At 41.1% G+C, this 22,366-nt stretch carries 24 protein-coding genes and 2 pseudogenes; 7 read left to right on the top strand and 19 right to left on the bottom strand.

Going from position 1 to position 22,366, the window contains the following annotated elements; translation table 11 throughout:
* Nucleotides 1-88: 88 nt before the first annotated feature.
* The 14 genes and pseudogenes from LG369_RS01345 to nrdR all read right to left on the bottom strand — a co-directional run bounded on the left by LG369_RS01345 (nt 89) and on the right by nrdR (nt 15,998).
* Complete coding sequence (locus tag LG369_RS01345; protein WP_225750008.1) at nt 89-1,072, bottom strand: acetylxylan esterase; 984 nt, start codon at nt 1,070-1,072, stop codon at nt 89-91.
* 309 nt (nt 1,073-1,381) lie between these two features.
* The gene (gene recG, locus LG369_RS01340; RefSeq protein ID WP_225750007.1) at nt 1,382-3,397 is read right to left on the bottom strand and encodes an ATP-dependent DNA helicase RecG; all 2,016 of its coding nucleotides are present in this window, start codon (nt 3,395-3,397) and stop codon (nt 1,382-1,384) included.
* 24 nt (nt 3,398-3,421) lie between these two features.
* Complete coding sequence (gene alr / locus LG369_RS01335; protein ID WP_225750006.1) at nt 3,422-4,525, bottom strand: alanine racemase; 1,104 nt, start codon at nt 4,523-4,525, stop codon at nt 3,422-3,424.
* Complete coding sequence (acpS, locus tag LG369_RS01330; RefSeq protein ID WP_025170401.1) at nt 4,515-4,877, bottom strand: holo-ACP synthase; 363 nt, start codon at nt 4,875-4,877, stop codon at nt 4,515-4,517. The genes alr and acpS overlap by 11 nt, the downstream gene beginning before the upstream one ends.
* Before the next feature lie 45 nt (nt 4,878-4,922).
* Complete coding sequence (locus LG369_RS01325) at nt 4,923-5,954, bottom strand: 3-deoxy-7-phosphoheptulonate synthase (protein ID WP_070678792.1); 1,032 nt, start codon at nt 5,952-5,954, stop codon at nt 4,923-4,925.
* Nucleotide 5,955: 1 nt separating this feature from the next.
* Complete coding sequence (locus LG369_RS01320) at nt 5,956-6,987, bottom strand: 3-deoxy-7-phosphoheptulonate synthase (RefSeq protein ID WP_004250795.1); 1,032 nt, start codon at nt 6,985-6,987, stop codon at nt 5,956-5,958.
* A gap of 80 nt (nt 6,988-7,067) precedes the next feature.
* On the bottom strand, nt 7,068-9,581 hold the full coding sequence (gene secA, locus LG369_RS01315) for a preprotein translocase subunit SecA (protein ID WP_070678790.1): 2,514 nt from the start codon (nt 9,579-9,581) through the stop codon (nt 7,068-7,070).
* A gap of 179 nt (nt 9,582-9,760) precedes the next feature.
* Complete coding sequence (locus LG369_RS01310; protein ID WP_070678788.1) at nt 9,761-10,354, bottom strand: LemA family protein; 594 nt, start codon at nt 10,352-10,354, stop codon at nt 9,761-9,763.
* Between the two features lie 38 nt (nt 10,355-10,392).
* Nucleotides 10,393-11,232 (bottom strand): TPM domain-containing protein, encoded by an 840-nt coding sequence (locus LG369_RS01305; protein WP_070678782.1) that lies wholly within the window; start codon nt 11,230-11,232, stop codon nt 10,393-10,395.
* Between the two features lie 192 nt (nt 11,233-11,424).
* A complete protein-coding gene (gene der, locus LG369_RS01300; RefSeq protein WP_004250788.1) occupies nt 11,425-12,735 on the bottom strand; it encodes a ribosome biogenesis GTPase Der in 1,311 nt (436 codons plus the stop codon).
* A 13-nt stretch (nt 12,736-12,748) separates the two neighbouring features.
* Nucleotides 12,749-13,461, bottom strand: a pseudogene (locus LG369_RS01295) (nitroreductase family protein).
* Nucleotides 13,458-14,354: a primosomal protein DnaI gene (dnaI, locus tag LG369_RS01290; RefSeq protein ID WP_070678776.1), complete on the bottom strand. Its 897-nt coding sequence runs from the start codon at nt 14,352-14,354 to the stop codon at nt 13,458-13,460. The pseudogene LG369_RS01295 and the gene dnaI overlap by 4 nt, the downstream one beginning before the upstream one ends.
* Entirely contained in the window at nt 14,355-15,524 is a 1,170-nt protein-coding gene (locus LG369_RS01285; RefSeq protein ID WP_225750005.1) for a DnaD domain protein, read from the bottom strand.
* The gene (gene nrdR / locus LG369_RS01280; protein WP_004250782.1) at nt 15,525-15,998 is read right to left on the bottom strand and encodes a transcriptional regulator NrdR; all 474 of its coding nucleotides are present in this window, start codon (nt 15,996-15,998) and stop codon (nt 15,525-15,527) included. It abuts the gene before it with no gap.
* 142 nt (nt 15,999-16,140) lie between these two features.
* Between nrdR and LG369_RS01275 the strand changes: the two genes are divergently transcribed.
* From LG369_RS01275 to LG369_RS01265, 3 genes are read left to right on the top strand one after another with little or no spacing between them, the layout of a single operon-like run.
* On the top strand, nt 16,141-16,506 hold the full coding sequence (locus tag LG369_RS01275) for a GntR family transcriptional regulator (RefSeq protein ID WP_006149409.1): 366 nt from the start codon (nt 16,141-16,143) through the stop codon (nt 16,504-16,506).
* A gap of 3 nt (nt 16,507-16,509) precedes the next feature.
* Nucleotides 16,510-17,205, top strand: coding sequence for an ABC transporter ATP-binding protein (locus LG369_RS01270; RefSeq protein WP_225750004.1), 696 nt, complete (start codon nt 16,510-16,512; stop codon nt 17,203-17,205).
* A gap of 15 nt (nt 17,206-17,220) precedes the next feature.
* Nucleotides 17,221-17,952 carry a hypothetical protein gene (locus LG369_RS01265; protein WP_225750003.1) on the top strand — a complete coding sequence of 244 codons (732 nt, stop codon included), beginning with the start codon at nt 17,221-17,223 and terminating at the stop codon, nt 17,950-17,952.
* A 69-nt stretch (nt 17,953-18,021) separates the two neighbouring features.
* Here the strand turns inward: LG369_RS01265 and LG369_RS01260 are convergent, their stop codons facing one another.
* Both LG369_RS01260 and LG369_RS01255 read right to left on the bottom strand, forming a co-directional pair.
* Nucleotides 18,022-18,717 (bottom strand): LrgB family protein, encoded by a 696-nt coding sequence (locus LG369_RS01260; protein ID WP_225750002.1) that lies wholly within the window; start codon nt 18,715-18,717, stop codon nt 18,022-18,024.
* A complete protein-coding gene (locus LG369_RS01255) occupies nt 18,714-19,088 on the bottom strand; it encodes a CidA/LrgA family protein (protein ID WP_004250774.1) in 375 nt (124 codons plus the stop codon). The genes LG369_RS01260 and LG369_RS01255 overlap by 4 nt, the downstream gene beginning before the upstream one ends.
* A gap of 179 nt (nt 19,089-19,267) precedes the next feature.
* Here LG369_RS01255 and LG369_RS01250 point away from each other — a divergent pair, with 179 nt between their 5' ends.
* From LG369_RS01250 to trxA, 3 genes are all read left to right on the top strand, one after another.
* On the top strand, nt 19,268-19,642 hold the full coding sequence (locus LG369_RS01250; RefSeq protein WP_225750001.1) for a MarR family winged helix-turn-helix transcriptional regulator: 375 nt from the start codon (nt 19,268-19,270) through the stop codon (nt 19,640-19,642).
* Nucleotides 19,643-19,743: 101 nt separating this feature from the next.
* Nucleotides 19,744-19,965, top strand: a complete 222-nt coding sequence (locus LG369_RS01245) for a DUF4649 family protein (RefSeq protein WP_225750000.1) — start codon at nt 19,744-19,746, stop codon at nt 19,963-19,965.
* Nucleotides 19,966-19,979: 14 nt separating this feature from the next.
* Complete coding sequence (gene trxA / locus LG369_RS01240; protein ID WP_001029584.1) at nt 19,980-20,294, top strand: thioredoxin; 315 nt, start codon at nt 19,980-19,982, stop codon at nt 20,292-20,294.
* Between the two features lie 89 nt (nt 20,295-20,383).
* Here the strand turns inward: trxA and LG369_RS01235 are convergent, their stop codons facing one another.
* Complete coding sequence (locus LG369_RS01235) at nt 20,384-21,052, bottom strand: MIP/aquaporin family protein (RefSeq protein ID WP_049503253.1); 669 nt, start codon at nt 21,050-21,052, stop codon at nt 20,384-20,386.
* Nucleotides 21,053-21,197: 145 nt separating this feature from the next.
* The gene (locus LG369_RS01230; RefSeq protein ID WP_225749999.1) at nt 21,198-21,545 is read right to left on the bottom strand and encodes a winged helix-turn-helix transcriptional regulator; all 348 of its coding nucleotides are present in this window, start codon (nt 21,543-21,545) and stop codon (nt 21,198-21,200) included.
* A gap of 151 nt (nt 21,546-21,696) precedes the next feature.
* On the opposite strand from LG369_RS01230, the gene LG369_RS01225 reads away from it, so the two are divergent.
* Nucleotides 21,697-22,086: a nuclear transport factor 2 family protein gene (locus tag LG369_RS01225; protein WP_225749998.1), complete on the top strand. Its 390-nt coding sequence runs from the start codon at nt 21,697-21,699 to the stop codon at nt 22,084-22,086.
* Between the two features lie 41 nt (nt 22,087-22,127).
* Here the strand turns inward: LG369_RS01225 and LG369_RS01220 are convergent.
* Nucleotides 22,128-22,310, bottom strand: a pseudogene (locus LG369_RS01220) (oligoendopeptidase F); the annotation flags it as partial.
* Nucleotides 22,311-22,366: the final 56 nt, after the last annotated feature.

Below are 22,366 nucleotides of genomic sequence, written 5' to 3'. Positions count from 1 at the left end.
TATTTCTATGCTTCAAACTTTTCGAAACTACTTTCTTTAATCTCTCAAAAAGAAAGCCCTGTTTTAGCAGGGCTCTTTTTACATATTTCTAACGACCTACATAGGTAAAGGGAATCTCACTACCACATAACCAGTTGTAAACCTGGTCATTGACATGGACATTCATAGCCTCGTGGGCGTATTCTGGCATGAGACGATAGCTCTTTTCACAAGTCAAACGATTGTAAATAGCAAACTGGGTGATTGGATAGCAGACATCGTCATCAAGCCCTGTAATCATTCTCACCTCACCTTTAATGCGATGGGCAAGGTTTTTCACATCGATATAACCAAGCGTCTCCATAATCTGCTCTTCTGTTTCGTGGAAAGGATCATGGAACTTAAAGTAACGAAAAAGCTCATCATAAGCTTCGCTGGTATTGCCAATTTCTAGCACTCGTCTAAAGTCTGACAAGAATGGATAGATTGCCACTGTTCGCTTGATACGTGGATTGAGACCAGCAGCCACTAGAGCCAAGGCTCCTCCTTGCGAAGCTCCATAACTAGCCAACTGCTCCTCATCCACTTGTGGTAAGCTAGCGACAATTTCAACCAATTGATAAATATCAAGATAAACATCCTTATAGAAGAGTTGCTCTTTTCCTTCTACTGCACCACGGATGATTTGACCCTTAACTGTATTTCCGAGAGGCGAACGCAAGCCATCTTGTGAGTAACCAGATTGCCCACGAACATCCATAGATACAACCCCATAACCAGCGACGGTGAAGGCTAGCATATCTGTCCAATCCCAGCAACGTCCCATATACCCATGGAAGTGGAAAATGACCGGTACTTTCTTATCTAATTTTGGTAAGACTACACGTGCATAAACAAGTCCATCACGTGTACCTTTAAAGGTTAACTCATAGCACTTAACATTTGGAATATGAAAGTCACGTCCCTCTAGTTGGTAGTCTGGCAAGACCGAAACCTTGTCAATCTCACCATCCCAAAAAGCATCAAAATCTTGAGGCACTTCATCTCTTCCTTTATATGTTTTCATTTCTTCTACTAATGCTGGATTTCTCATAGAATTCTCCTTTATTTTGTAATCGTTATCATAACTGTAGCACATATAGGAAATCAATGCAAGAAAGAAAGGGAAACGGAAAGTGGATTTAATGTCCGATCCCAGCAAGAATCCCTCTGAAAGTAGTTTTAAAAAAATAAAAAAGAGCGATTTCGCTCTTTTCTTAGTATTTAGGAGAAGGTTGAGTTTCCTTTTGAAATGTCTTTTGGTAATTTACTTTAATAGTCATGAGAGAGTCCTCGTTTCTTTTGATGACTCTAGTATAGATACTCACCCTAAAAGCAAACTTAACAATATCTTAGAAAAAGCTTAATCCAGATATTCTTTCTTCTCTAGATGTAAGGCAATCATGTGCCACTCTGGGTCCTCTCGCCAATTTGGGAGGGAGCTGATATAGCTAGCTACCTTTCTAGCTTCCTCAAGAATTGGGAAATCTTCGATGATATCAGCCACATGAAACTCTGGTAGACCTGACTGTTTAGTTCCAAAAATTTCACCAGAGCCTCGCATTTTCAAATCTTCTTCTGCAAGGACAAAACCATTGGTCGTTTCCGTCATGATACGCATGCGGTCTTTCCCGGAGTCAGTTTTTGGATTGGCCACTAGAACTGCATAGGACTGCTTGTCTCCACGACCGACACGACCTCTGAGCTGGTGAAGTTGACTAAGTCCGAAACGGTCAGCATCCATGATAATCATGACTGTCGCATTTGGCACATTGACCCCAACTTCGATAACCGTTGTAGAGACCAGGATATCTGTCTTTCTCTCTTTGAAATCCTGCATAATCTGGTCTTTTTCATCACTCTTCATCTTTCCATGTAAGAGGGCAACTTTTGCTTTCCCTGCAAAATGAGTCGTCAACTCTTCTGAGAGTGCAATGGCATTTTTAAGATCCAGGGCTTCAGATTCTTCGATCAAGGGCGAAATAACATAGGCTTGAGAACCTTTTTGAATCTCACCTTCCAACCAAGTCAAAACCTGTGGCAGTTGCTCATGCTTAATCCAACGCGTTACGATTGGTTTACGCCCTGCTGGCATCTGGTCAATAATGGAAACATCCATATCTCCAAAGGCTGTGATGGCTAAGGTTCGTGGAATGGGAGTTGCCGTCATCATGAGGACATCTGGATTTTCTCCTTTTTCACGTAAAATACGCCTTTGTCCGACTCCAAAACGGTGTTGCTCGTCGATGATAATCAAACCGAGTTTAGCATAGTCCACCCCATCCTGTATAAGGGCATGGGTACCGATAATTACATCAACATCACCCTTAGCAATAGTTTCCAAAACCGTACGTTTTTCTGCAGCTTTTAATGAACCTGTTAGGAGAGCTAGTTTCAAATCAGGAAAGAGACTTTCTAGACTTTCAAAATGTTGCTCTGCAAGGATCTCTGTAGGAACCATGAGGGCAGCCTGATACCCTGCCGTTACAGCAGCATACATGGCAAGACCTGCAACCACTGTCTTCCCACTACCAACATCCCCTTGTAAGAGTCGATTCATGTGATGGTCCGACTTCATATCTGTCAAAATTTCCTGCAAACTCTTTTCCTGAGCTTGAGTCAGGGCAAAGGGCAAATTTTCTTTAACCGCCCTTAGTTTTTCCTGGGACCAATTCAGAATCAATCCACTTCCATCAACCTTATTTTCAGACTTGAGGGTCTGTAATTGCATTTGGAAATAAAAGAGTTCCTCAAATTTGATTCGACGGAGAGCCTGTTTGTATTCTGCCAAATCTTTAGGAAAGTGCATGGCACGAACAGCCTGACTACGGGGCATGAGTTTGTATTTTTCTAGCAAGGACTGGGGGATGTTTTCTTCTATCAAGAGGTCCAGCCCCTGATCAAAGGCGGTCTTGATGACCTTAACAAGTCCTGCTTGACTGACGCCTTGCGCTAGGCGATAGACAGGCTGGAGGTCATCCTCGACTTGGGCTAAAACCTTCATTCCTGTGAGGCTTGCCTTGGCACGATCCCACTTGCCAAAGACAGCCAAGGTTGCTCCTAGTTCAATCTTGTCTGCCAGGTAGGGTTGGTTAAAGAAGTTCACTGCAAAAACAACCTCCCCCTGCTTGAGGCTAAAACGTAGGCGATTACGCTTAAAACCATAATATTGAACACTGGCTGGTGTCACTACCTGGCCAGACAGGACTGCCTTCTCTCCGTCTTCTAGCTCTAGCACCTGCTTAGTCTTAAAATCTTCATAACGGAAAGGGAAGTAGAGCAAGAGATCTTGCAAGTTTTCAATTCCTAGTTTGGCATATTTCTCTGCTGATTTAGGTCCTACTCCTGGTAAGACATGCAAGGGTTGATGTAAATTCATGCTCTTCTCCTTTCCTTCTATTTCTTAATAATATTCTCTTGGAATTCGATCACTGAGGAGACAAACCACCTCATAATTGATGGTTCCTCGGTAAACTGCTACGTCTGTTGCAGTAATTTCTTTATAACCGTCTGAGCCAATTAAAGTTACCTTGGTACCCAATGGGTAAAGCTTAGGTAAGCGAATGGTGATTTGGTCCATGGATACACGCCCTACAATGGGACACAATTGACCATCTACCAGAACTGAGAAATTCTGCATGTCTCGTGTCCAACCATCTGCATAACCGATTGGCAAAGTAGCAATGACTTGCTCACTCTCTGCCTGATAGGTCGCTCCGTAGCCCATACAAGCACCAGCCTCTACTGTTTTGACATGAACGATGGCTGACTCCAAAGTTAAGGCTGGTTTTAGTTCATAAGGCAATTCCAAAACTTGTCCACTTGGATTGAGACCATACATAGAGTCCCCCATGCGAACAGCATTGAAAATCGTTTCCGCATGCCATAGAGTCGTTGCGGAGTTACTAGCATGAACCAATTTTGGTACTTCTTGCAAATCATCTAGGATTCCCTTGAAACAATCTAGCTGTTGTTTAAAGTAGCTAACTGACTCTTCATCTGCAGTAGCAAAGTGGGTAAAGATTCCCTCAACATTGGCTCCATGTTCCTTGAGTAAAGCTTGAGCTTTTGCTGCCTCGCTTGCACTTCTAAAACCAATTCGTCCCATGCCTGAGTCAATCTTAAGGTGAACGGCTAAACCTGATAAGTCTGACTCAGTATCAAGGAGATTCTCAATCCATTCCAATCCTGCCACTGTCAAGGTAATATCAAAATCCTTAGCCAATGAAAATGATTCAACATCAGATACTCCTAAAATGAGGATCTTCTTAGAAATCCCTGCCTGACGGAGTTCAATGGCTTCATCAATATTTGACACACAAAAGCCATCTACATCATCCTGTATAGCTCTTGCAACAGCTATCGCTCCATGTCCATAAGCATTGGCTTTCACAACCGCCCATTTGAGGGTGTCTTTAGGAATATGTGCTCCCATTTGTTGAATATTGTATCGGATTGCTTCTAGATTAATGAGGGCCTTGGTTGGTCTATGTGGACTAGTTTTCATGATTTTCCTCCAAAATAACACTAGCTGTCACAAACTGTTCTGTATGGCTAATCGATAACCAAACATTTCCTGAAAATGGGGATTTGCTGAAGTAGGGAGCTCCCTTCTCATCGTTCAAGACTTCCAAATCCTGAAAACCTAGCTTCCCAATTCCCGTTCCCATAGCCTTTGAGAAAGCCTCTTTAGCTGACCAACGACCAGCCAAATACTCGACCTGTCTGCGACCTTTGAGACTAGCAAAGCGCTCCATTTCCTTGTCTGTCAAGACACGCTGCGCAAAGCCTTCTCTTTTTTCAACTGCATTTTGTATAGAAGCTAATTCTTCAATATCGATTCCGTGTCCAACTATCATTTTCATCAAAAGGAGTTGAGATTCCCCCAACTCCATCCTTTTCACTTATTTTGTTAAGGTAGAATAGATTTCTTCTACTAAAGCTACTGTGTTTTCCCAGCCCAAACATGGGTCTGTAATGGAACATCCAAAGATTTCTGGCTGGTTTTGGCGGCCATCCGCTAAGTAGGATTCAATCATGAAGCCTCGAATTGTCTTCTTAATCTTTTCATTCCAGGCACGGTTGAGAAGAGTTTGGCGAACAATTCGAACTTGCTCCATATACTGTTTCCCTGAATTATCATGATTGGTATCAATCATGATAAAGGGATTTTCGAGCCCCATAGACTCGTAACGCCCAATAGCATCTAGAAGAGTTTCATAGTAGAAGTTAGGTTCATTTTTCCCGTATTCATTCATAGCTCCACGAAGGATAACGTGAGCCAAGGGATTTCCTGAAGTTTCAACTTCTTGACCATGAAAGAGAAAGGTTTGTTTGTTTTGTGCAGCATAGATGGCATTAAACATCACAGATAGGTTTCCAGATGTTGGGTTCTTCATTCCCACTGGTGCATCGATTCCTGAAGCTACAAAACGGTGTTCTTGGTCTTCTACTGAACGCGCACCCACTGCATGATAACTCACCAAGTCATCAACCAAGACAAGATTGGCTGGATAAAGCATTTCATCCGCTGTAGTCAATCCTGTTTCTGTAATCACCCGATAATGAAGCTGACGTACAGCCTGTAAACCATTGATTAAGCTTGGAGCTTTAGAAGTATCTGGCTGATGAACCAAGCCCTTGTAGCCATCTCCATTGGTACGTGGCTTTGCAGTATATACACGCATAACCATGAAAATCTTATCTGCCACTTTTTTCTGCAAGTCTGCCAAACGACGAGCATACTCTAGGACTGCTTCTTCATTATCAGACGAACAAGGCCCAATGACCAAAAGGATACGATCATCCTTACCTGAAAGGATATCTGCTAATTCTTGATCACGATTTTCCTTATGTTGCAAGGTTTCTGCAGATAGCCGTGTTTCCGCCTTAATTGCTTCAATATCTATTTCTTGACCTTTCTCGATAAATGCCATATTATTCTCCTAGTCTTTGATAGATTTCGCGAACAAGAGCTTCCGTATTTTCCCATCCTAGACATGGATCGGTGATAGATTTTCCAAAGACCTCAGGTTCGTTTTGGCGACCGTCTTCTAGATAAGACTCAATCATGAAACCACGAACATATTTTTTAATCTTTTCATTCCAATCACGGTTAATCAAAGTCTGACGAACGATACGAATCTGCTCCATATACTGTTTCCCTGAGTTATCATGGTTGGTATCAATAATAATGAATGGATTCTCAAGTCCCATCTTTTCATACTGAGCAATAGTATCCATCAAATTATCGTAGTAGTAGTTAGGAATGTTTTTCCCGTACTCGTTAAGAGCTCCACGGAGAATAGCGTGCGATAGAGGATTTCCAGTAGTCTCGACTTCTTTCCCTAGGAAAAGGAAACTTTGCTTGTTTTGAGCTGCATAAATACCGTTAAACATGACATTGAGATTTCCTGAGGTTGGATTTTTAAAACCTGTCGCAAAATCTGCTCCGCTGGCTACAAAACGGTGTTGTTGATCTTCGACTGAACGAGCCCCAACTGCCATGTAAGAAATCAAATCATCTACCAAGGGAAGGTTCTCTGGGTACAACATTTCATCTGCTGTTGTCATTCCTGTTTCAGAAATAACACGGTAGTGCAGATGACGAACCGCCTTGATTCCATTGATGAGGCTAGGCGCTTCTTTGGCATTTGGTTGGTGAATCAAGCCCTTATAGCCATCACCATTAGTACGTGGTTTAGCAGTATAGACACGCATGACCATAAAGACGCGGTCTTTGACTTCTTCCTGAAGTTTTGACAAACGCTTAGCGTACTCTAGGACTGCTTCTTCATTGTCAGACGAGCAAGGACCAATCACTAATAAGATGCGTTGGTCTTCCCCACGAATAATTGCTTCAAGCTCTTGATCACGTTGGAGTTTGTTCGCAAGTACTTGTCCTTCTAGTTTAGACAAACTACGAACTTCATCAATATTAATTTTAGGGCTTTTTGCTGTAAATACCATTATCCATCTCCTTATAAAGCAAACGGACGCCAAGCGAAAATTCACTTTTCACTAGGCATCCGCCTGAAAATTAGTCATTCTTAACGTCGTTTACCGTGACAGTTTTTAAATTTCTTACCAGATCCACATGGGCACAAATCATTGCGTTTCACTTGACTTAGGTCCAAATCAGCTGGAAGATTTGCTTGTTGCGCAGCGATATTGCGAGTTGCTGTCGTACTGATATGGTGTTCTGTTTGTGGACGTTCTTGTTCATGGATTTGCGCTTTCATCATCAAGCGAGTCACATCAAACTCAATCGAACCAATCATATCGTTAAACATACGGAAGCCTTCTGCTTGATACTCTACAACAGGGTTGTTCTGAGCATAGCCACGAAGACCAACAGCGTTTCTCAACTGATCAAGAGCATCGATGTGGTCTGTCCACTTGTTATCTACAACACGTAGAATCAAGACTTTCTGGAACTCTCTTACAGCTTCTTCGTCACGCAGTTTTGCAACTTGGCTATCATAGACTTTCAATGCACGTTGGTATAATTCATCCTTGATAGCTTGGTCTGACAAACCTTCTAGGTCTGAAAGTGAAATCGAATCTTCTGGAAGCAAGTTGTACTTGGCAAAGTTCAAGATTGCTTCTAGTTTTTCATCTTGTTTAGAACGAGCATGCCCATCGACAATTCGTCCAATCGTACGGCGAATCATCGCGTGAATTTCAGGAGCCAAGTCACGTTCTGCAGTGATAACATCATAGCGTTGTGCGTAGATGATCTCACGTTGTTCACGCATGACATCATCATATTGAAGGACTTGTTTACGAGTATCGTAGTTATTTCCTTCAACACGTTTTTGCGCTGCTTCGACCTGACGTGTCAACATACGAGATTCAATGGCTTCGTCAGACATATTGAGACGTTCAAAGACACCCTTCAAGCGTTCTGAACCAAAACGTTTCATCAAATCATCTTCGAGTGACAAGTAGAATTGTGACTCACCTGGGTCACCTTGACGACCTGAACGTCCACGAAGCTGGTTATCGATACGACGGCTCTCATGACGTTCTGTACCGATGACACAAAGACCACCAAGTTCACGAACCCCTTCACCAAGCTTAATATCGGTACCACGACCAGCCATGTTGGTTGCGATTGTAATCGCACCACGTTGACCAGCATTCATGATGATTTGCGCTTCTCTATAGTGGTTTTTAGCATTCAATACTTCGTGAGGCACGCCTGCTTCAACCAATTTCTTAGAAAGAAAATCACTGGTTTCAACGGCAACAGTACCTACCAAGACAGGCTGACCTTTTTGGTAACGCGCCTTAACATCTTCTACTACAGCCTTGAATTTTGCATCAAGACTAGCGTAAAGAAGGTCTGAATGGTCGATACGTTGGATCGGACGGTTAGTAGGAATTGGAATAACACGAATGTTGTAGATTTCGCGGAATTCTTCTTCTTCTGTTTTACCAGTACCTGTCATACCTGCCAATTTTTTATACATACGGAAAAGGTTTTGGTAGGTAATCGATGCTGATGTCTTAGTTTCATCTTGGATTGGCACACCTTCTTTAGCTTCAATCGCTTGGTGCAAACCATCAGAGTAACGACGACCTTCCATGGTACGACCTGTAAATTGGTCGACAATCAAGATTTCTTGTTCTTCGCTGACCACATAGTCAATATCAAGAATCATGATGTAGTTGGCACGAAGGGCGTTGTCGATAAAGTGAGTCAAAGCCACATTTTCGATATCATAAAGATTTTCTAGTTTGAAGAAACTTTCAGCCTTGTCAATACCTGAATCAGACAAACCGATTGTCTTAGACTGAATATCAATGATATAGTCATCTTTATCCAAAGACTTCACAAAGTGGTCAGCCATATGATAAAGTTGGCTTGTTTCAACTGCATTAGCTCCTGAAACGATCAATGGTGTACGAGCTTCGTCGATCAAGATAGAGTCAACCTCATCGACCAAGGCATAGTTGAGCGGACGTTGAACCATGTTCTCTGCACGAACAACCATGTTGTCACGAAGATAGTCGAAACCAATTTCTGAGTTCGTTGAGTAAGTAATGTCACAGAGATAAGCTTCTTTTTTCTCCATTGGAGATTTTGCAGCCAAATTGATCCCTACTGACAAACCAAGCCATGAGTACAATTCACCCATCTCAGTCGCGTCACGCTCTGTAAGGTATTCGTTGACGGTAACTACGTGTACACCTTTTCCTGAAAGGGCATTAAGGTATACCGGCATTGTCGCTGTCAAGGTTTTCCCTTCACCTGTACGCATTTCTGGAACGTCACCGTGGTGAAGAACAATACCACCCATAACCTGAACCTTGTATGGGAAAAGTCCAAGAACACGCTTAGCTCCCTCACGTACAACCGCAAAGGCTTCGTACAAGAGTTGATCAAGCGTTTCACCATTTTGATAACGTTGCTTAAATTCTTCTGTCTTAGCTTGCAACTGCTCGTCTGTCAAAGCAGCCATTTCATCTTCGTATTTGAGGACTTTATCAGCCATCTTTTCTAAGCGACGAAGTTCCCCTTTATCATTTTCGATGATTGTTTTTAATAAATTTGCCATTTTTTTCCTTACTTTAAATTCTGAATATTTTAGAATGTTCTTTTTATTGTAGCATATTTGCTCAGCTTTTTCAAGAAAGAATCCGTGTTTATACAAGCTAAAAAAGGCTCATTTAGAGCCTTTTTTTGTAAATGTTCAAACTATTGCTAATCATTGATTTTCTTTTAAAAAATTCAAGCCTACTCTTTGGTTGTAGAAGTACTAAAGTCAACCTTTGGAGCTGTCTTAGCTTCTTCGCTTTCTTTAAAGGTTTCTGCCTCTTTAAAATTCATCATATTAGCAAAAAGAACTGTTGGGAAGCTTCTTAATTTTTGATTGTATTCTGTTGCCACTTTGTTGTAATCCTTGCGGGCTACAAAGATACGATTTTCACTTCCAGCCAATTCTGTCATGAGTTGTTCCACATTTTGATTGCTCTTGAGTTCTGGATAATTTTCTGTTAGCGATATCAAACGTGAAATAGCTGAACTTAACTCTCCTTGAGCCTCTTGGTTTTCTTTTGAAGTCACGGAGCCATTCCCAATTTTAGCACGAGCTTCCGCAATCTTGGTAAAAACCTCTGTCTCATGGTTCATCTGGCCTTTTACAGACTCTACCAAATTTCCAATCAAGTCAGAACGACGTTGAAGAGCTGTCGCTACATCAGCTTGCGCTTGTTCGACCTTGGTTTGTTCAGAGACAAGTCCGTTATAAGTGCCTACTACTGAGCAACCGCCAAGCAAGATAATAGCCAGCAAAATGCCCAACACATAAATAATTCCTTTATTTTTCATATCTAAACCTACTTATTTCCTTAAATTTTATACGAGCATCACCAATCATCTGATGAACCACCGCCATCGAAGCCACCACCGTCCCAGCTACTAGAAGAGTCTGAGCCTGAATCGGACCAAGATGAACCTGAGTCGGATGAGTCACTAAACCACCATCCTCCGTCAGAGGAACCTCCTCCTCGGCCACCGCCGCCTCCTCTAATAATAGCTATAAATACGATAATGAAATAAATGATTATCCCGACTCCGAACACATTGTCCATAGGGTCACTGTTCTTACGATGACTAGACGAGCTACTATTGCGACTCGATTTTTTCCCACTGATGCTATCAGAATAACGTTTGATTTCAGAGGATTCATCAGATGGAAATGTTCCACTTCCTCTATAAAACTGATTGTCCAAGGCTTTGGCAACCGCTAGAATTCCTTTACCATAGTCACCAGTTTTAAAATCTGTACGGCTGGTTGCCAAGATCTGCTTGGTTTGATAGTCCGTTATTCTAATGGCGGTGTTATTACTGGTTTCAATTCTTGATTTACGGTCTTGAACGGCTACTACAATGAGACTTCCAAAATTATCTCCTGAATAGCCAATCTTCCAAGCCCTGGCAGTTTCATTAGCCACCGTTTCAATGCTTTCTCCTTCCAGACTATCTACGATATAGACACCTATTTGAAGCTTTTCTGCCTTTTGACTATTAGTTTCATTCAAATCACGAATCTGAGTAACTACTTCCTCTGTCAAATAATGATTTGGATCATAGATACCATAGTCTGGTTTTTCAGGTGCAGTGAATGCTGATAGGAAGAAAAATGCCATCAGCAAACCAAGTAGACGCACCAAGAAAGGATGCTTTAACAATCTATCTTTTTTCATAATAACCTCCTTATGCAAGGAAAATTGTTTAGAGCATTATAGCATTTTGAATCTTACAAAGAAAGTACGTTTCCATTACAAAATCGTGACAGGAACTAGGAAAATGATGTTAATTTGATGACAAATTAGATCTACGCTCTTGGTATCATCTACAAAAAAAGAAGGTCTGAGAACCTTCTTCTTTTTATCATCTTATTTCCGTTTTCTTGCAATCAGATGGATTGGCGTTCCTTCAAAGACGAAAGCCTTGCGGATTTGATTTTCCAAGAAACGCAAGTAAGAGAAGTGCATAAGTTCTTCTTCGTTGACAAAAATCACAAAGGTCGGCGGTTTAGTTGCCACTTGAGTCGCATAGAAGATCTTGAGACGTTTCCCTTTGTCTGTCGGTGTTGGGTTGATGGCGATAGCATCCATAATGACATCATTCAAGACTGCTGATGGGATACGGGTATTTTGACTCTCGCTGATTTGTTTAATCATCTCTGGAAGTTTGTGGAGACGTTGCTTGGTCAAAGCCGAAACAAAGATAATCGGTGCGTAAGGTAGATATTGGAACTGTTCACGGATATCCTCTTCCCAGTTTTTCATAGTATGATTATCTTTCTCAAGAGTATCCCACTTGTTAACTACGATGATCATCCCTTTACCAGCTTCGTGGGCAAATCCTGCGATACGCTTGTCATACTCTCGGATGCCTTCTTCAGCATTGAGGACCATCAAGACTACATCTGAACGGTCAATAGCACGCATGGCACGCATAACTGAGTATTTTTCCGTGTTTTCATAGACTTTACCAGACTTACGCATACCAGCCGTATCAATCATGGTAAACTCTTGGCCATCCGCATCTGTAAAATGTGTATCAATGGCATCACGAGTTGTACCAGCAACAGGACTGGCAATCACGCGATCTTCTCCCAAAATGGCATTAATCAAGCTAGATTTTCCGACATTCGGGCGACCAATCAAGCTGAATTTAATGACATCTGGATTTTCATCTTCGACTTCATGTGGAAGATTTTCGACGATGGCATCTAATACATCCCCTGTACCAATCCCGTGCACAGATGAAATTGGCAATGGTTCTCCCAATCCAAGAGCATAAAAATCATAGATATCATTTCGCATTTCCGGATTGTCAACCTTGTTGACAGCGAGGATAACAGGTTTATGAGTTTTATATAGTTTACGTGCTACGTATTCATCCGCATCCGTAATTCCTTCTTTACCGGAAACTACAAAAACGATGACATCAGCTTCTTCCATGGCAATCTCTGCCTGGTGCTTGATTTGTTCCATAAATGGAGCATCAACATCATCAATCCCTCCAGTATCAATCATACTGAAAGAACGGTTAAGCCATTCACCAGTAGCATAGATACGGTCCCGTGTCACTCCTTCGACATCTTCTACGATTGAGATGCGTTCCCCTGCAATACGGTTAAACAGGGTTGATTTCCCAACATTGGGACGTCCTACGATGGCAACAGTTGGTAAGGCCATGTTTTCTCACTTTCTATAATAAGTTCTTTTGTTCAAGATTTTCTCTAGTTGAGCTTGGTTCAGGCTGACCGAATTGCTCTGCAAGACGTTGACTCCAAGTGGTAGTCGCACGAGCTCCTGCATATTCGGTCTGCACACGGTCATAGGCTTCAATAGCCTCAGTTGTTTGTTCTTGGTATTCTTCCTCAAAAACAACATTCTCTAGTGGCAATCTTGGTTTTACATCATGTTTTTGGTTCGGCACACCGAGTGCAATCCCAAAAACTGGATAGGTATAGTCAGGAAGGTTGAACAATTCTGCCACTTCAACAGATTTTAACGCACCAAACCGATGATTACTCCACCATAGCCAAGGCTTTCTGCCGCTAGCAAGGTATTCTGTCCAGCCAAGGCTGCATCTACTGAAGTAATGAGGAGTCCTTCCACCCCTTGAGGTTGGAAAGTATCGGTATGGAGACGAGCCCCTTTTTCTGCACGATTTAAATCTCCTACAAAGAGGAGGAAGGCGGCAGACTGACGAATCGCTTCCTGAGGAACCAGTTCAAAAAGAGCATCTTTCTTTTCTTGACTTCTGACTAGAATCACAGAATAAGATTGGAAATTTTTCCAAGAAGAAGCCATTTGGGCAGCTGATAAAATCTCATTCAAGTCCTCTTGAGGAATCGCTTCTTCTTTAAATCTGCGAACCGAGGTATGAGATTTCATTAAGGTGATTGTTTCACTCATCGGCGATTTTCTCCTTCTAGTCGTGTTTCTTCTGCTAAATAACGGATACGCTCCATAACGCGTCTAGCTTCCCATGTTTCATCGTTTCCGTTCTTGCCTTTAGCAAAATGTTTTTCCAAATCTTCAAAATTGAAATTTGAGGTAAAGAAGGTTGGCAAATCTTCCTGCATACGATATTGGAGAATGACTTGCAAGACTTCATCACGCACCCAAGGCGTTGATTGCTCCGCACCAATATCATCCAAAATCAAGACTTCAGCTTGCTTGATTTCATCCACCAAATTCTTAACATTCCCATCTCCGATAGCATTTTTGACATCAATAACAAAGCTAGGATAGTGAAGAAGGGTTGATGAAACCCCACGTTTTTCTGACAAATCATGGGCAAGGGCAGCCACCATAAAGCTCTTTCCAACTCCAAAGTCTCCATAGAGATAGAGACCTTTACGGACTTCTGGATATTGCTCAACAAAGGTAAAGAGCTTTTCAAAAACTGGCAAACGTCCCAAATCATCCAAATCAACTTGAGCCAAACTAGCTTTTTTAAGACTAGCTGGAAGATTAATCAGTTTGAGACGGTTCTTGATAGCTGCTTCTTTTTCAGCCGCAATCAGTTCCGGAGTTTCCTCATAGGATACATCTGCGTAACCATGATTCATAACTAGAATTGGCTTATAGCCACGCGCGATATAGTCGGTATCTCCACGAAGGAACTTATCTCGCTCGGTGATGTATTGGTTAAACTTAGAGATACTACGATTCAATTCCTCTTGACTGAGAGATTCCTTCTGGATAAAAGCCGCAACATCAGGATCTTTTACAATCTGCTGGACCAGGTCCTGGTATTGAAAACGACTGGGATGACCCTTAAGCACATCTCCTACACTTTCCATCTAGTCTCCTCCTTTTCCTAATCGATCTAACATTTCTTTTTTCTTACGTTCTAACTCCAAACGAGTTTCTTCGCTGGTTTCATTTTTATATTCTGGATTACTCCATTTCGGGACATTGCTTTTGGCTTGGCTTGGCTTCGCTGATTTTTGTTCTTGCCCCTTTTGATTCTTCTCTCTGATTCGAAGTACAGCTTCCTCAGCAGAACGAATCTTGTTATAAGAGTAATCATTAGCCACTTTCATGGCATACTTTTCATTGAGATTGGCCGAATCAACCTTGTTGAAGGTCAAAAGTATAACAACATTAATGACTTCATCAAGCAAGCCCAAGTCTGCCATCTGTTTTAGCAAATCGCGTTCAGATTGGATAATTCCAGCATTTAGGGTTTGTTTGATCCCCGCTAAAAATTGCAAGGCAGTTTTACTTTTAGCTTCTCGAATAATGGCCGCTTCTTGGGGACTAAAGTCCGATGAAACAGACTCTTGCGCTAATTTTTCACGCATACGCTTGACAGAAATTACTTGCGAAACAGCTGTTCCTTTAGCTAATTGATAGGTTTCAAACCAGGTCCATTTTTTCTCATCAGCAATTTTAAATAACTCCAAGACATCTGACTGTTCATCTTGGAAACGGAGATTATCTCTCGCCATGAGCTGACGAAAATGCTCCAAATCAAAATCATTTTTAAAATCAGCTTTTACTGGTGTCTCATCATGACTAGCCAATTCTTCTATCTCTGGAAAGGCCTGACTCAAAGGAACAGTCAAAGGCTCTCCGCCTGCCTGTTCTTGGCGCAAATCAGAAACTGCTGGCTCACCGATTTTTTTCTCCAATAAGGTACGATAAACTATATGACGCAAGAAATCTGAGCTAGAAAGCGTTGGATGAATAGCAAGTTCATAGCCGTCACTCTTTTGATAGAGGGTAACTAAATTGAAGGCTGATAAGATTTTAAAAGCCTTTAACAGCCTGTCCATCCCAAAATTGAGATGATTGAGGATAGCTGCAAACAGGTGTTCTTTTTGTCCATCATCCCAAAAAGATAAGGTATAAAGATAAAGACTCAGCGCATCCTGACCGATAATCGGGAGGTAGCACTGCACCAAAGTTGTGGGATCTTGCGACACCCGATTATTCTTTAGAAAAGAAAAACGATCATTAGGCTTCATTTATTTTTCCTTTTTCTTCTTTGAAGATTGCGTAATTTGTTTGAGTAGATTTTCGAGCTCACTCACGTCTTTAAAGCTACGATAGACGCTGGCGAAACGAACGTAAGTGATTTCATCCAGTTCAGCCAATTCTTCCATGACCAGAGAACCAATATCTTCACTTTGAATTTCATTATCATTACGACTGAGGAGTTTTTGTTCGATACGATTGACCACCATGCCAATCTCATCACTAGACACCGGACGTTTTTGAGCCGAACGAATAATCCCGTTAAAGATTTTATCTCTGGAGAACTGCTCCCGTGTGCCATCCTTCTTGACTACAACCAGCGTTCTTTCTTCTACACGTTCATAGGTCGTAAAACGATGCTGACATTCTTCACACTCACGTCTTCTTCTAATCGTATTTCCTTCTTCAGCCTGACGGCTATCGATAACACTTGATTTAGTAGCGCCACATTTTGGACAACGCATGCCTTCCCCTCCTTGTCGTTTTCTTTTCATTATACCATTTTTTAAGCAATTCCCAAAATAATTCTCCTTTTAGCTTGACAAGTTTTTTGTTTAGTTGTATTATTTAAGTGACACAAAAAGAAGTTGTTGAAAGGAGACCGTGATGTCCTGGACATTTGATAACAACAAACCCATTTATTTGCAGATCATGGATAAGATCAAACTGCAAATCGTTTCCCATAAACTCGAACCCAACCAACAACTCCCGACTGTTAGAGAACTGGCTAGTGAGGCTGGCGTCAATCCTAATACCATCCAACGTGCCCTATCAGACCTAGAAAGAGAAGGCTTCGTATACACAAAGCGGACTGCAGGGCGTTTTGTCACCGAGGATTTGGACCTAATCCTCCAATCCCGGAAGCAACTATCAGAAGAACAGTTGCAGCAGTTTGTAACAGGCATGGTAGAATTTGGATATGAAAAAGAAGAACTACCAACTGTTTTGAGAGATTATATTGAAGGAGTTTAGACTATGACCTTGTTAACGTTTGAAAATGTTTCAAAATTCTATGGAGCAAGCCCTGCTCTTCAAAATGTTTCCCTTGAAATCCCGGCAGGAAAGATTGTGGGTCTCCTTGGCCCAAACGGTTCCGGAAAAACAACCCTGATTAAACTAATCAACGGTTTACTCCAACCAGAGCAAGGGCGTATCCTCATCAATGGCATGGAACCAAGTCCTGCAACTAAGGCTATCGTTTCTTATCTACCTGATACGACCTATCTCAACGAACAGATGAAGGTCAAAGAAGCTCTTACCTTTTTCAAGACCTTCTATAAAGATTTTAATCTGGAACGTGCTCAAGGTCTTCTTCGTGACCTTGGTATCGACGAGAATAGCCGTTTCAAGAAACTCTCAAAAGGAAACAAAGAAAAAGTTCAGTTGATTCTTGTCATGAGTCGTGACGCTCGTCTATACGTCCTTGACGAACCAATCGGTGGTGTCGATCCCGCAGCTCGTGACTACATCTTGAACACCATCATCAACAATTACTCTCCAACTTCGACTGTCTTGATTTCAACTCACTTGATTTCGGACATCGAACCAATCTTGGATGAGATTGTCTTCCTCAAGGACGGAAAAGTCATCCGTCAAGGAAATGTGGATGATATTCGCTATGAATCTGGAGAGTCTATCGACCAGCTCTTCCGTCACGAATTCAAAGCCTAGTTAAAGGAGATTGTTATGTTTTGGAATTTAGTTCGTTATGAATTTAAAAATGTCAACAAATGGTTTTTAGCCCTCTATGCAGCTGTACTATCCTTATCTGTCATCATCGGTATTCAGGGCAGTAGCCTCTCAAGCACCTATTATCAAGATAAGGGCGTTGTCATGTTAGTATTTCTATCTCTGGTTTTTGGTGGTCTGGTTATTACTTTGAGTATCTCAACCTTGATTTTGATTATTCAACGATTTAAGGGAAGTGTTTATTATCGTCGTGGCTATCTAACACTCACCCTGCCAGTATCTGAACACCAGATCCTCTCCGCTAAACTTCTTGGAGCCTTTGTTTGGTCTTTGGCAAGTACAGTGGTCTTCCTTTTTAGCCTTTATATTATCATTTCCATGATTCAACCAGACGCCTTCCTATCTAGTTTTGCCGAGTATATGCTAAAAAATTATACAGATAATTTCTGGTTAGCCTTGATTTCCTATATTTTTAACACTCTTGCAGGTATTCTTTGTATCTACTTGTCTATCTCTATCGGCCAACTCTTTAATGAATACCGTACAGCTCTTGCGGTCGTCGCCTACATCGCCATCCAAGTTGTTCTTGGATTTATCACCCTCAATCTTCGCATCGATTTCGACTACAATTGGGTATTATCCTTTGAAATTTTCAAAGACATAATCCTTAGCGTCGGCTTCTATCTCGGAACCTACTATATTTTAAAGAACAAAGTAAACTTACAATAATGAATGAAGCCCCTAGCAAATAAAGCTAGGGGCTTCTTTTTACACAAAGAAATATAACATTCTTATTTTTTAACTCAATATCAAACCTGCTACGATGGGACTTACAAATACATAGAGAATACCGGTGACACCGATGGCTAGTCCTCCCATAGCACCTGCAACTGGTCCATAGCTAAAAGCTGTTCCAGTCCCAACTGCGTGACCAGTTCCTCCAAGAGCAAGACCAACAGCTACTGGGTCGTCAATCTTGAGCCATTTTAAAAGTGTTGGTCCAATAACGCTAGTCAAAATACCAGTTGCTACCACAACTACCAAGGTGATCGTCGCTATCCCTTGTAGCTTATCCGTAATTCCAACTGCCATGGCCGTCGTTACAGACTTTGGGAAAAGCGAAATCGCCAAGAAGAAATCCATACCGAAAAATTTTGCAACTAAAGCTGTAAAAACTGTATTTACAACAACAGCAAGGAAACTACTGAGTAGAATACTTCTAACATGGTGTTTCATGAGGTGAAAACTCTTATAAAGAGGAATTCCTAAAGCTACCGTTGAGGGAACAATCAAGTTATTGAGGTAGACCCCGCCTTGATAATAGGCAACATAAGAAATACCAGTCAGTTTTAGAAAAACAATGATAAATAAAGTTGCTAGCAGCAAGGGAGTGGTCAGAGGATGAGGATACCGTCTAAAGATAATCATGCCTCCAAGATAAGCCAAAATAGACAAGGCTATCCCAAAAAGTGGATTAGATACAAATTCGCTCATTTGGCACCTCTTTCTTCGTAATCTCCTTCATAACGCTTTTTGATAAACTGAACTACAAGCGCAATCAAGATAATATTGATAACTGCTGCAAAAAAGACAATCAAGACAATGGGCAATAAATAGGGAGCAATCACATCAAATTTCTCCATAATCCCAACTGCAGGAGGTAGAAAGAGGATAGTCATATTAGCTAGGAGAAAATTCCCAACCATGTTTACATGACGTACCCGCAACCACTTGAACTGCAAGGCTAAAAATAAAATAATCAAACCGATAATGCTTCCAGGAATAGGCAAATGGAAAAAGCTAGAGATTCCCTCACCAATCAGTGAAATGACAAAGAGAATCATTAATTGTACATATAACTTCATCGTTTACTCCACAAATAGACTTTCTGCATACCAGTTTACTCTTTTTTCAGAAAATTTCAAGGAAATACACAAGAAACTTCCTTCTTGCTATCTAATCTAAAAAGTTGTATACTAATTGCGTGCGCAAGCATCTCAGATAGGCAAATCTGTTTATAACTACATATAGAAAGGAGATTGATATGACTTACTTAGAAAAATGGTTTGACTTCAACCGCCGACAAGTAGAGCTAGAAGCTATTTTAGAGCAAACGATCGCTGAGCAAAGCGAACAAAGTCTAACGCTCAAAGAATTTTACCTCTTGCACTTTTTAAATCAGGCTCAAGAAAAATCTTTGAGACAGATTGACCTGCCTGACAAACTCCATCTAAGTCCAAGTGCTGTATCACGAATGGTGGCACGCCTAGAAGCCAAAAACTGCGGTTTACTCAGTCGGAGATGTTGTGACCAGGATAAGCGAGCTAGTTTTATCTGCCTCACTAAGGAGGGTCAGACAACTCTTGCCTATCTACAAAAGGCTGTAGAAGAAAGCCTGTCTACAAATACAGACTGGTAATTTTAATTTTTTACAAAAAAACTTGCGTGCGCAATCAATTTTCTTGACATTCCTTTTTCCAAGGAGTAAAATGAAAACATGATTTAACAAAGGAGAATCCTATGATTGAAATCACTTATCTTGATGCCAGCAAGCAAGAGAGAACCATGAGCTTCGAGTCATACGAAGAATTTGAACGTTCTCAACATGCCTGCCTGATTGGTGTCGCAGACTACTACCCTGTCCAAAAACTAACCTACAATGGTCATGTTCTGGACTACCATGGGACTTATGGGGATGTTTTCTTCTATCTCATGAAACAAGATTTAAGCCAATATAACTAAAAAGGAGAAATACTATGGCAAAAGCAATTACAGATGCAACATTTGAACAAGAAACTAAAGACGGATTGGTCTTAGTAGACTTCTGGGCAACTTGGTGTGGTCCATGTCGTATGCAAGGTCCAATTTTGGACAAATTGTCTGAAGAACTTTCAGAAGATGTTTTGAAAATCGTTAAAATGGACGTTGATGAAAATCCAAATACAGCTCGTTCATTTGGTATCATGTCTATCCCTACTCTTCTTTTCAAGAAAGATGGACAAGTCGTCAAACAAGTTGCAGGTGTCCACACTGCAGAACAAATCAAAGCCATCGTTGCTGAATTGAGTTAATTATAAAATCCCCCACCTCTTATCATGGGGGATTTTAATATACAAAAAAACTACTCTCCAATGTGAAGAGTAGGCTTTTTGCGTTTCAATTATTCTTCAGTTCCAAGGAAGTTTTTAGCAACAAGAGCTGCAAGAACTCCACCAACGATTGGTGCAAGGATGAAAATCCAAACTTGTTGAAGAGCTGCGCCACCTACCAATACAGCAGGAGCCAAGCTACGAGCTGGGTTTACTGAAAGTCCAGTGATGTTCAATCCCACAAGGATCAAAGCTGTCAATGACAAACCGATCACCAAACCAGCAATTGCGCCATTTCCTTTGCTTGCTGATGTTACAGTCATGATCACCAAAACAAACAAGAATGTTGCGATTGTTTCAAACAAGAAACCACCAAAGACAGTTACACCGTTTGCCAAGGCATTTTCACCAAGACTTGCAGTTGACATACCTGAATTTGCCAAGAGGAAGAACACAGATCCTGATGCAAGGAAAGCACCGACTACTTGACCAAGGATGTAGTTTACAAGTTCTGAAGATGACAAACGTTTGTTCACAAACATAGCGATAGAAACAGCTGGGTTCAAGTGGGCACCTGAAACAGTTCCGATTGAGAAAGCTGCGACTACGATTGCCAAACCAAAGGCAAGAGCAATTCCAAGGTGTCCAAGACCTTCAACACCATTTCCAAAAACAACAGCTCCTGTTCCGATGAACACAAGCATAAAAGTACCGATCAATTCAGCAACAAATTTTTTCATGTTAAGTCTCCTTTTTTCAAACTATGTATTAGTCTATCAGAAGAAGGAAAGGGTTTCAAGAAAAGTGCTTGGAAAATAATGGTTTGCCTTACTATCTTTTAATTGAGGAATTAAACAGAAAAATACATTTCCTCTATAGAGCTTATCAGTCGCTTATCTCACTAGCATTTAGCAACTTGATATAATCCAGACCCCATTTCTCGACAGCATCTAATACAACTTTGAATTCCTGCCCCATTTCGGTTAAGCTGTACTCAACTCGTGGGGGAACTTCCGCATAGACCTTTCGTTGAATAATCTTATCCTTTTCTAATTGACGGAGATGACGTGTCAAAATAGTTTGAGTAATCCCAGGCAATAATCTCTGCAATTCTTTAAATCGTTTAGTACCCGTACTCAACTGATAAATGATTACCAGTGCCCATTTCCCCGTTAAAACCCTCTGCGTTGTCGCGAATGGACAAATACCATACTCACTCACTTTATTGGGCATAAAATACCTTCTTTCTATTTTTTTAAAAAAATTTTATCTTTTAGTATCAACAATAGTACTACTTTTGATACCAGCTATCGAAAAAGTATCTACTTGTTTTTTTGATTGTAACTGTTACAATTATATCATAAAAAAGAAATGGAGAAAATATATGTCAACAAACTTAGAAATTTTCAATGCTTATAACCAAGCTTTAATTGCTGGTGACTTTCCTGGTGTCTTTGAAACGATGGCAGACGATATTGTCTGGCATCAACCTGGTACTCATAGTATATCTGGTACAGTTGTTGGTAAGGACCAACTAGGATCTCACCTAGCTACATTTGCTGAGAAAACTAATGGAACCTTTAAGGTGATAACAAATTGGGTTTCTGACAATAAGGATTTAATCGCAGCCAATGTTACTTTTCTTGGAACACGTGCTGATGGTACTGAACTCAATATGAACGGGATTGACCTCTTCCGTATTGAAGACGGGAAAATCAAAGAAGTTTGGCTCTTCTCTTCAGATCAAGCTGAAGAAGATAGCTTTTGGGGATAAGCAAAACAGATTGGAAAAATCCAATCTGTTTTTGCTTATACTCATAACTCTGCACTATAAGCGATAATCTGATCAACCGTATCAGACAAGAACTGAATCGTATCGCGAAGTGGTTTGTCAGTTGAGATATCTGCTCCGATAATCATAGCAGACTCAAGTGGTGTCTTGCTACCACCTGATTTGAGGAGGTTGAGCCAGTCTTCAGCTCCAGTCTCAGATAGTTTTTTCACTCTTAGAGGGTTAATTTCCCCAAAAACCAGTCTTTGTTTGACACAAATTT

The sequence above is a fragment of the Streptococcus sp. Marseille-Q4154 genome (assembly GCF_916700545.1).
Lineage (GTDB): Bacteria > Bacillota > Bacilli > Lactobacillales > Streptococcaceae > Streptococcus > Streptococcus infantis_I.
Note: the sequence above shows the minus strand (reverse complement) of the source record. Positions and strands in the feature narration are given on the sequence as shown.

Bases quoted from the DNA above. Each gene is read 5' to 3' on its own strand.
- LG369_RS01345 (WP_225750008.1), bottom strand. From the start codon at position 1,072: ATGAGAAATCCAGCATTAGTAGAAGAAATGAAAACATATAAAGGAAGA.
- recG (WP_225750007.1), bottom strand. From the start codon at position 3,397: ATGAATTTACATCAACCCTTGCATGTCTTACCAGGAGTAGGACCTAAA.
- alr (WP_225750006.1), bottom strand. From the start codon at position 4,525: ATGAAAACTAGTCCACATAGACCAACCAAGGCCCTCATTAATCTAGAA.
- acpS (WP_025170401.1), bottom strand. From the start codon at position 4,877: ATGATAGTTGGACACGGAATCGATATTGAAGAATTAGCTTCTATACAA.
- LG369_RS01325 (WP_070678792.1), bottom strand. From the start codon at position 5,954: ATGGCATTTATCGAGAAAGGTCAAGAAATAGATATTGAAGCAATTAAG.
- LG369_RS01320 (WP_004250795.1), bottom strand. From the start codon at position 6,987: ATGGTATTTACAGCAAAAAGCCCTAAAATTAATATTGATGAAGTTCGT.
- secA (WP_070678790.1), bottom strand. From the start codon at position 9,581: ATGGCAAATTTATTAAAAACAATCATCGAAAATGATAAAGGGGAACTT.
- LG369_RS01310 (WP_070678788.1), bottom strand. From the start codon at position 10,354: ATGAAAAATAAAGGAATTATTTATGTGTTGGGCATTTTGCTGGCTATT.
- LG369_RS01305 (WP_070678782.1), bottom strand. From the start codon at position 11,232: ATGAAAAAAGATAGATTGTTAAAGCATCCTTTCTTGGTGCGTCTACTT.
- der (WP_004250788.1), bottom strand. From the start codon at position 12,735: ATGGCCTTACCAACTGTTGCCATCGTAGGACGTCCCAATGTTGGGAAA.
- dnaI (WP_070678776.1), bottom strand. From the start codon at position 14,354: ATGGAAAGTGTAGGAGATGTGCTTAAGGGTCATCCCAGTCGTTTTCAA.
- LG369_RS01285 (WP_225750005.1), bottom strand. From the start codon at position 15,524: ATGAAGCCTAATGATCGTTTTTCTTTTCTAAAGAATAATCGGGTGTCG.
- nrdR (WP_004250782.1), bottom strand. From the start codon at position 15,998: ATGCGTTGTCCAAAATGTGGCGCTACTAAATCAAGTGTTATCGATAGC.
- LG369_RS01275 (WP_006149409.1), top strand. From the start codon at position 16,141: ATGTCCTGGACATTTGATAACAACAAACCCATTTATTTGCAGATCATG.
- LG369_RS01270 (WP_225750004.1), top strand. From the start codon at position 16,510: ATGACCTTGTTAACGTTTGAAAATGTTTCAAAATTCTATGGAGCAAGC.
- LG369_RS01265 (WP_225750003.1), top strand. From the start codon at position 17,221: ATGTTTTGGAATTTAGTTCGTTATGAATTTAAAAATGTCAACAAATGG.
- LG369_RS01260 (WP_225750002.1), bottom strand. From the start codon at position 18,717: ATGAGCGAATTTGTATCTAATCCACTTTTTGGGATAGCCTTGTCTATT.
- LG369_RS01255 (WP_004250774.1), bottom strand. From the start codon at position 19,088: ATGAAGTTATATGTACAATTAATGATTCTCTTTGTCATTTCACTGATT.
- LG369_RS01250 (WP_225750001.1), top strand. From the start codon at position 19,268: ATGACTTACTTAGAAAAATGGTTTGACTTCAACCGCCGACAAGTAGAG.
- LG369_RS01245 (WP_225750000.1), top strand. From the start codon at position 19,744: ATGATTGAAATCACTTATCTTGATGCCAGCAAGCAAGAGAGAACCATG.
- trxA (WP_001029584.1), top strand. From the start codon at position 19,980: ATGGCAAAAGCAATTACAGATGCAACATTTGAACAAGAAACTAAAGAC.
- LG369_RS01235 (WP_049503253.1), bottom strand. From the start codon at position 21,052: ATGAAAAAATTTGTTGCTGAATTGATCGGTACTTTTATGCTTGTGTTC.
- LG369_RS01230 (WP_225749999.1), bottom strand. From the start codon at position 21,545: ATGCCCAATAAAGTGAGTGAGTATGGTATTTGTCCATTCGCGACAACG.
- LG369_RS01225 (WP_225749998.1), top strand. From the start codon at position 21,697: ATGTCAACAAACTTAGAAATTTTCAATGCTTATAACCAAGCTTTAATT.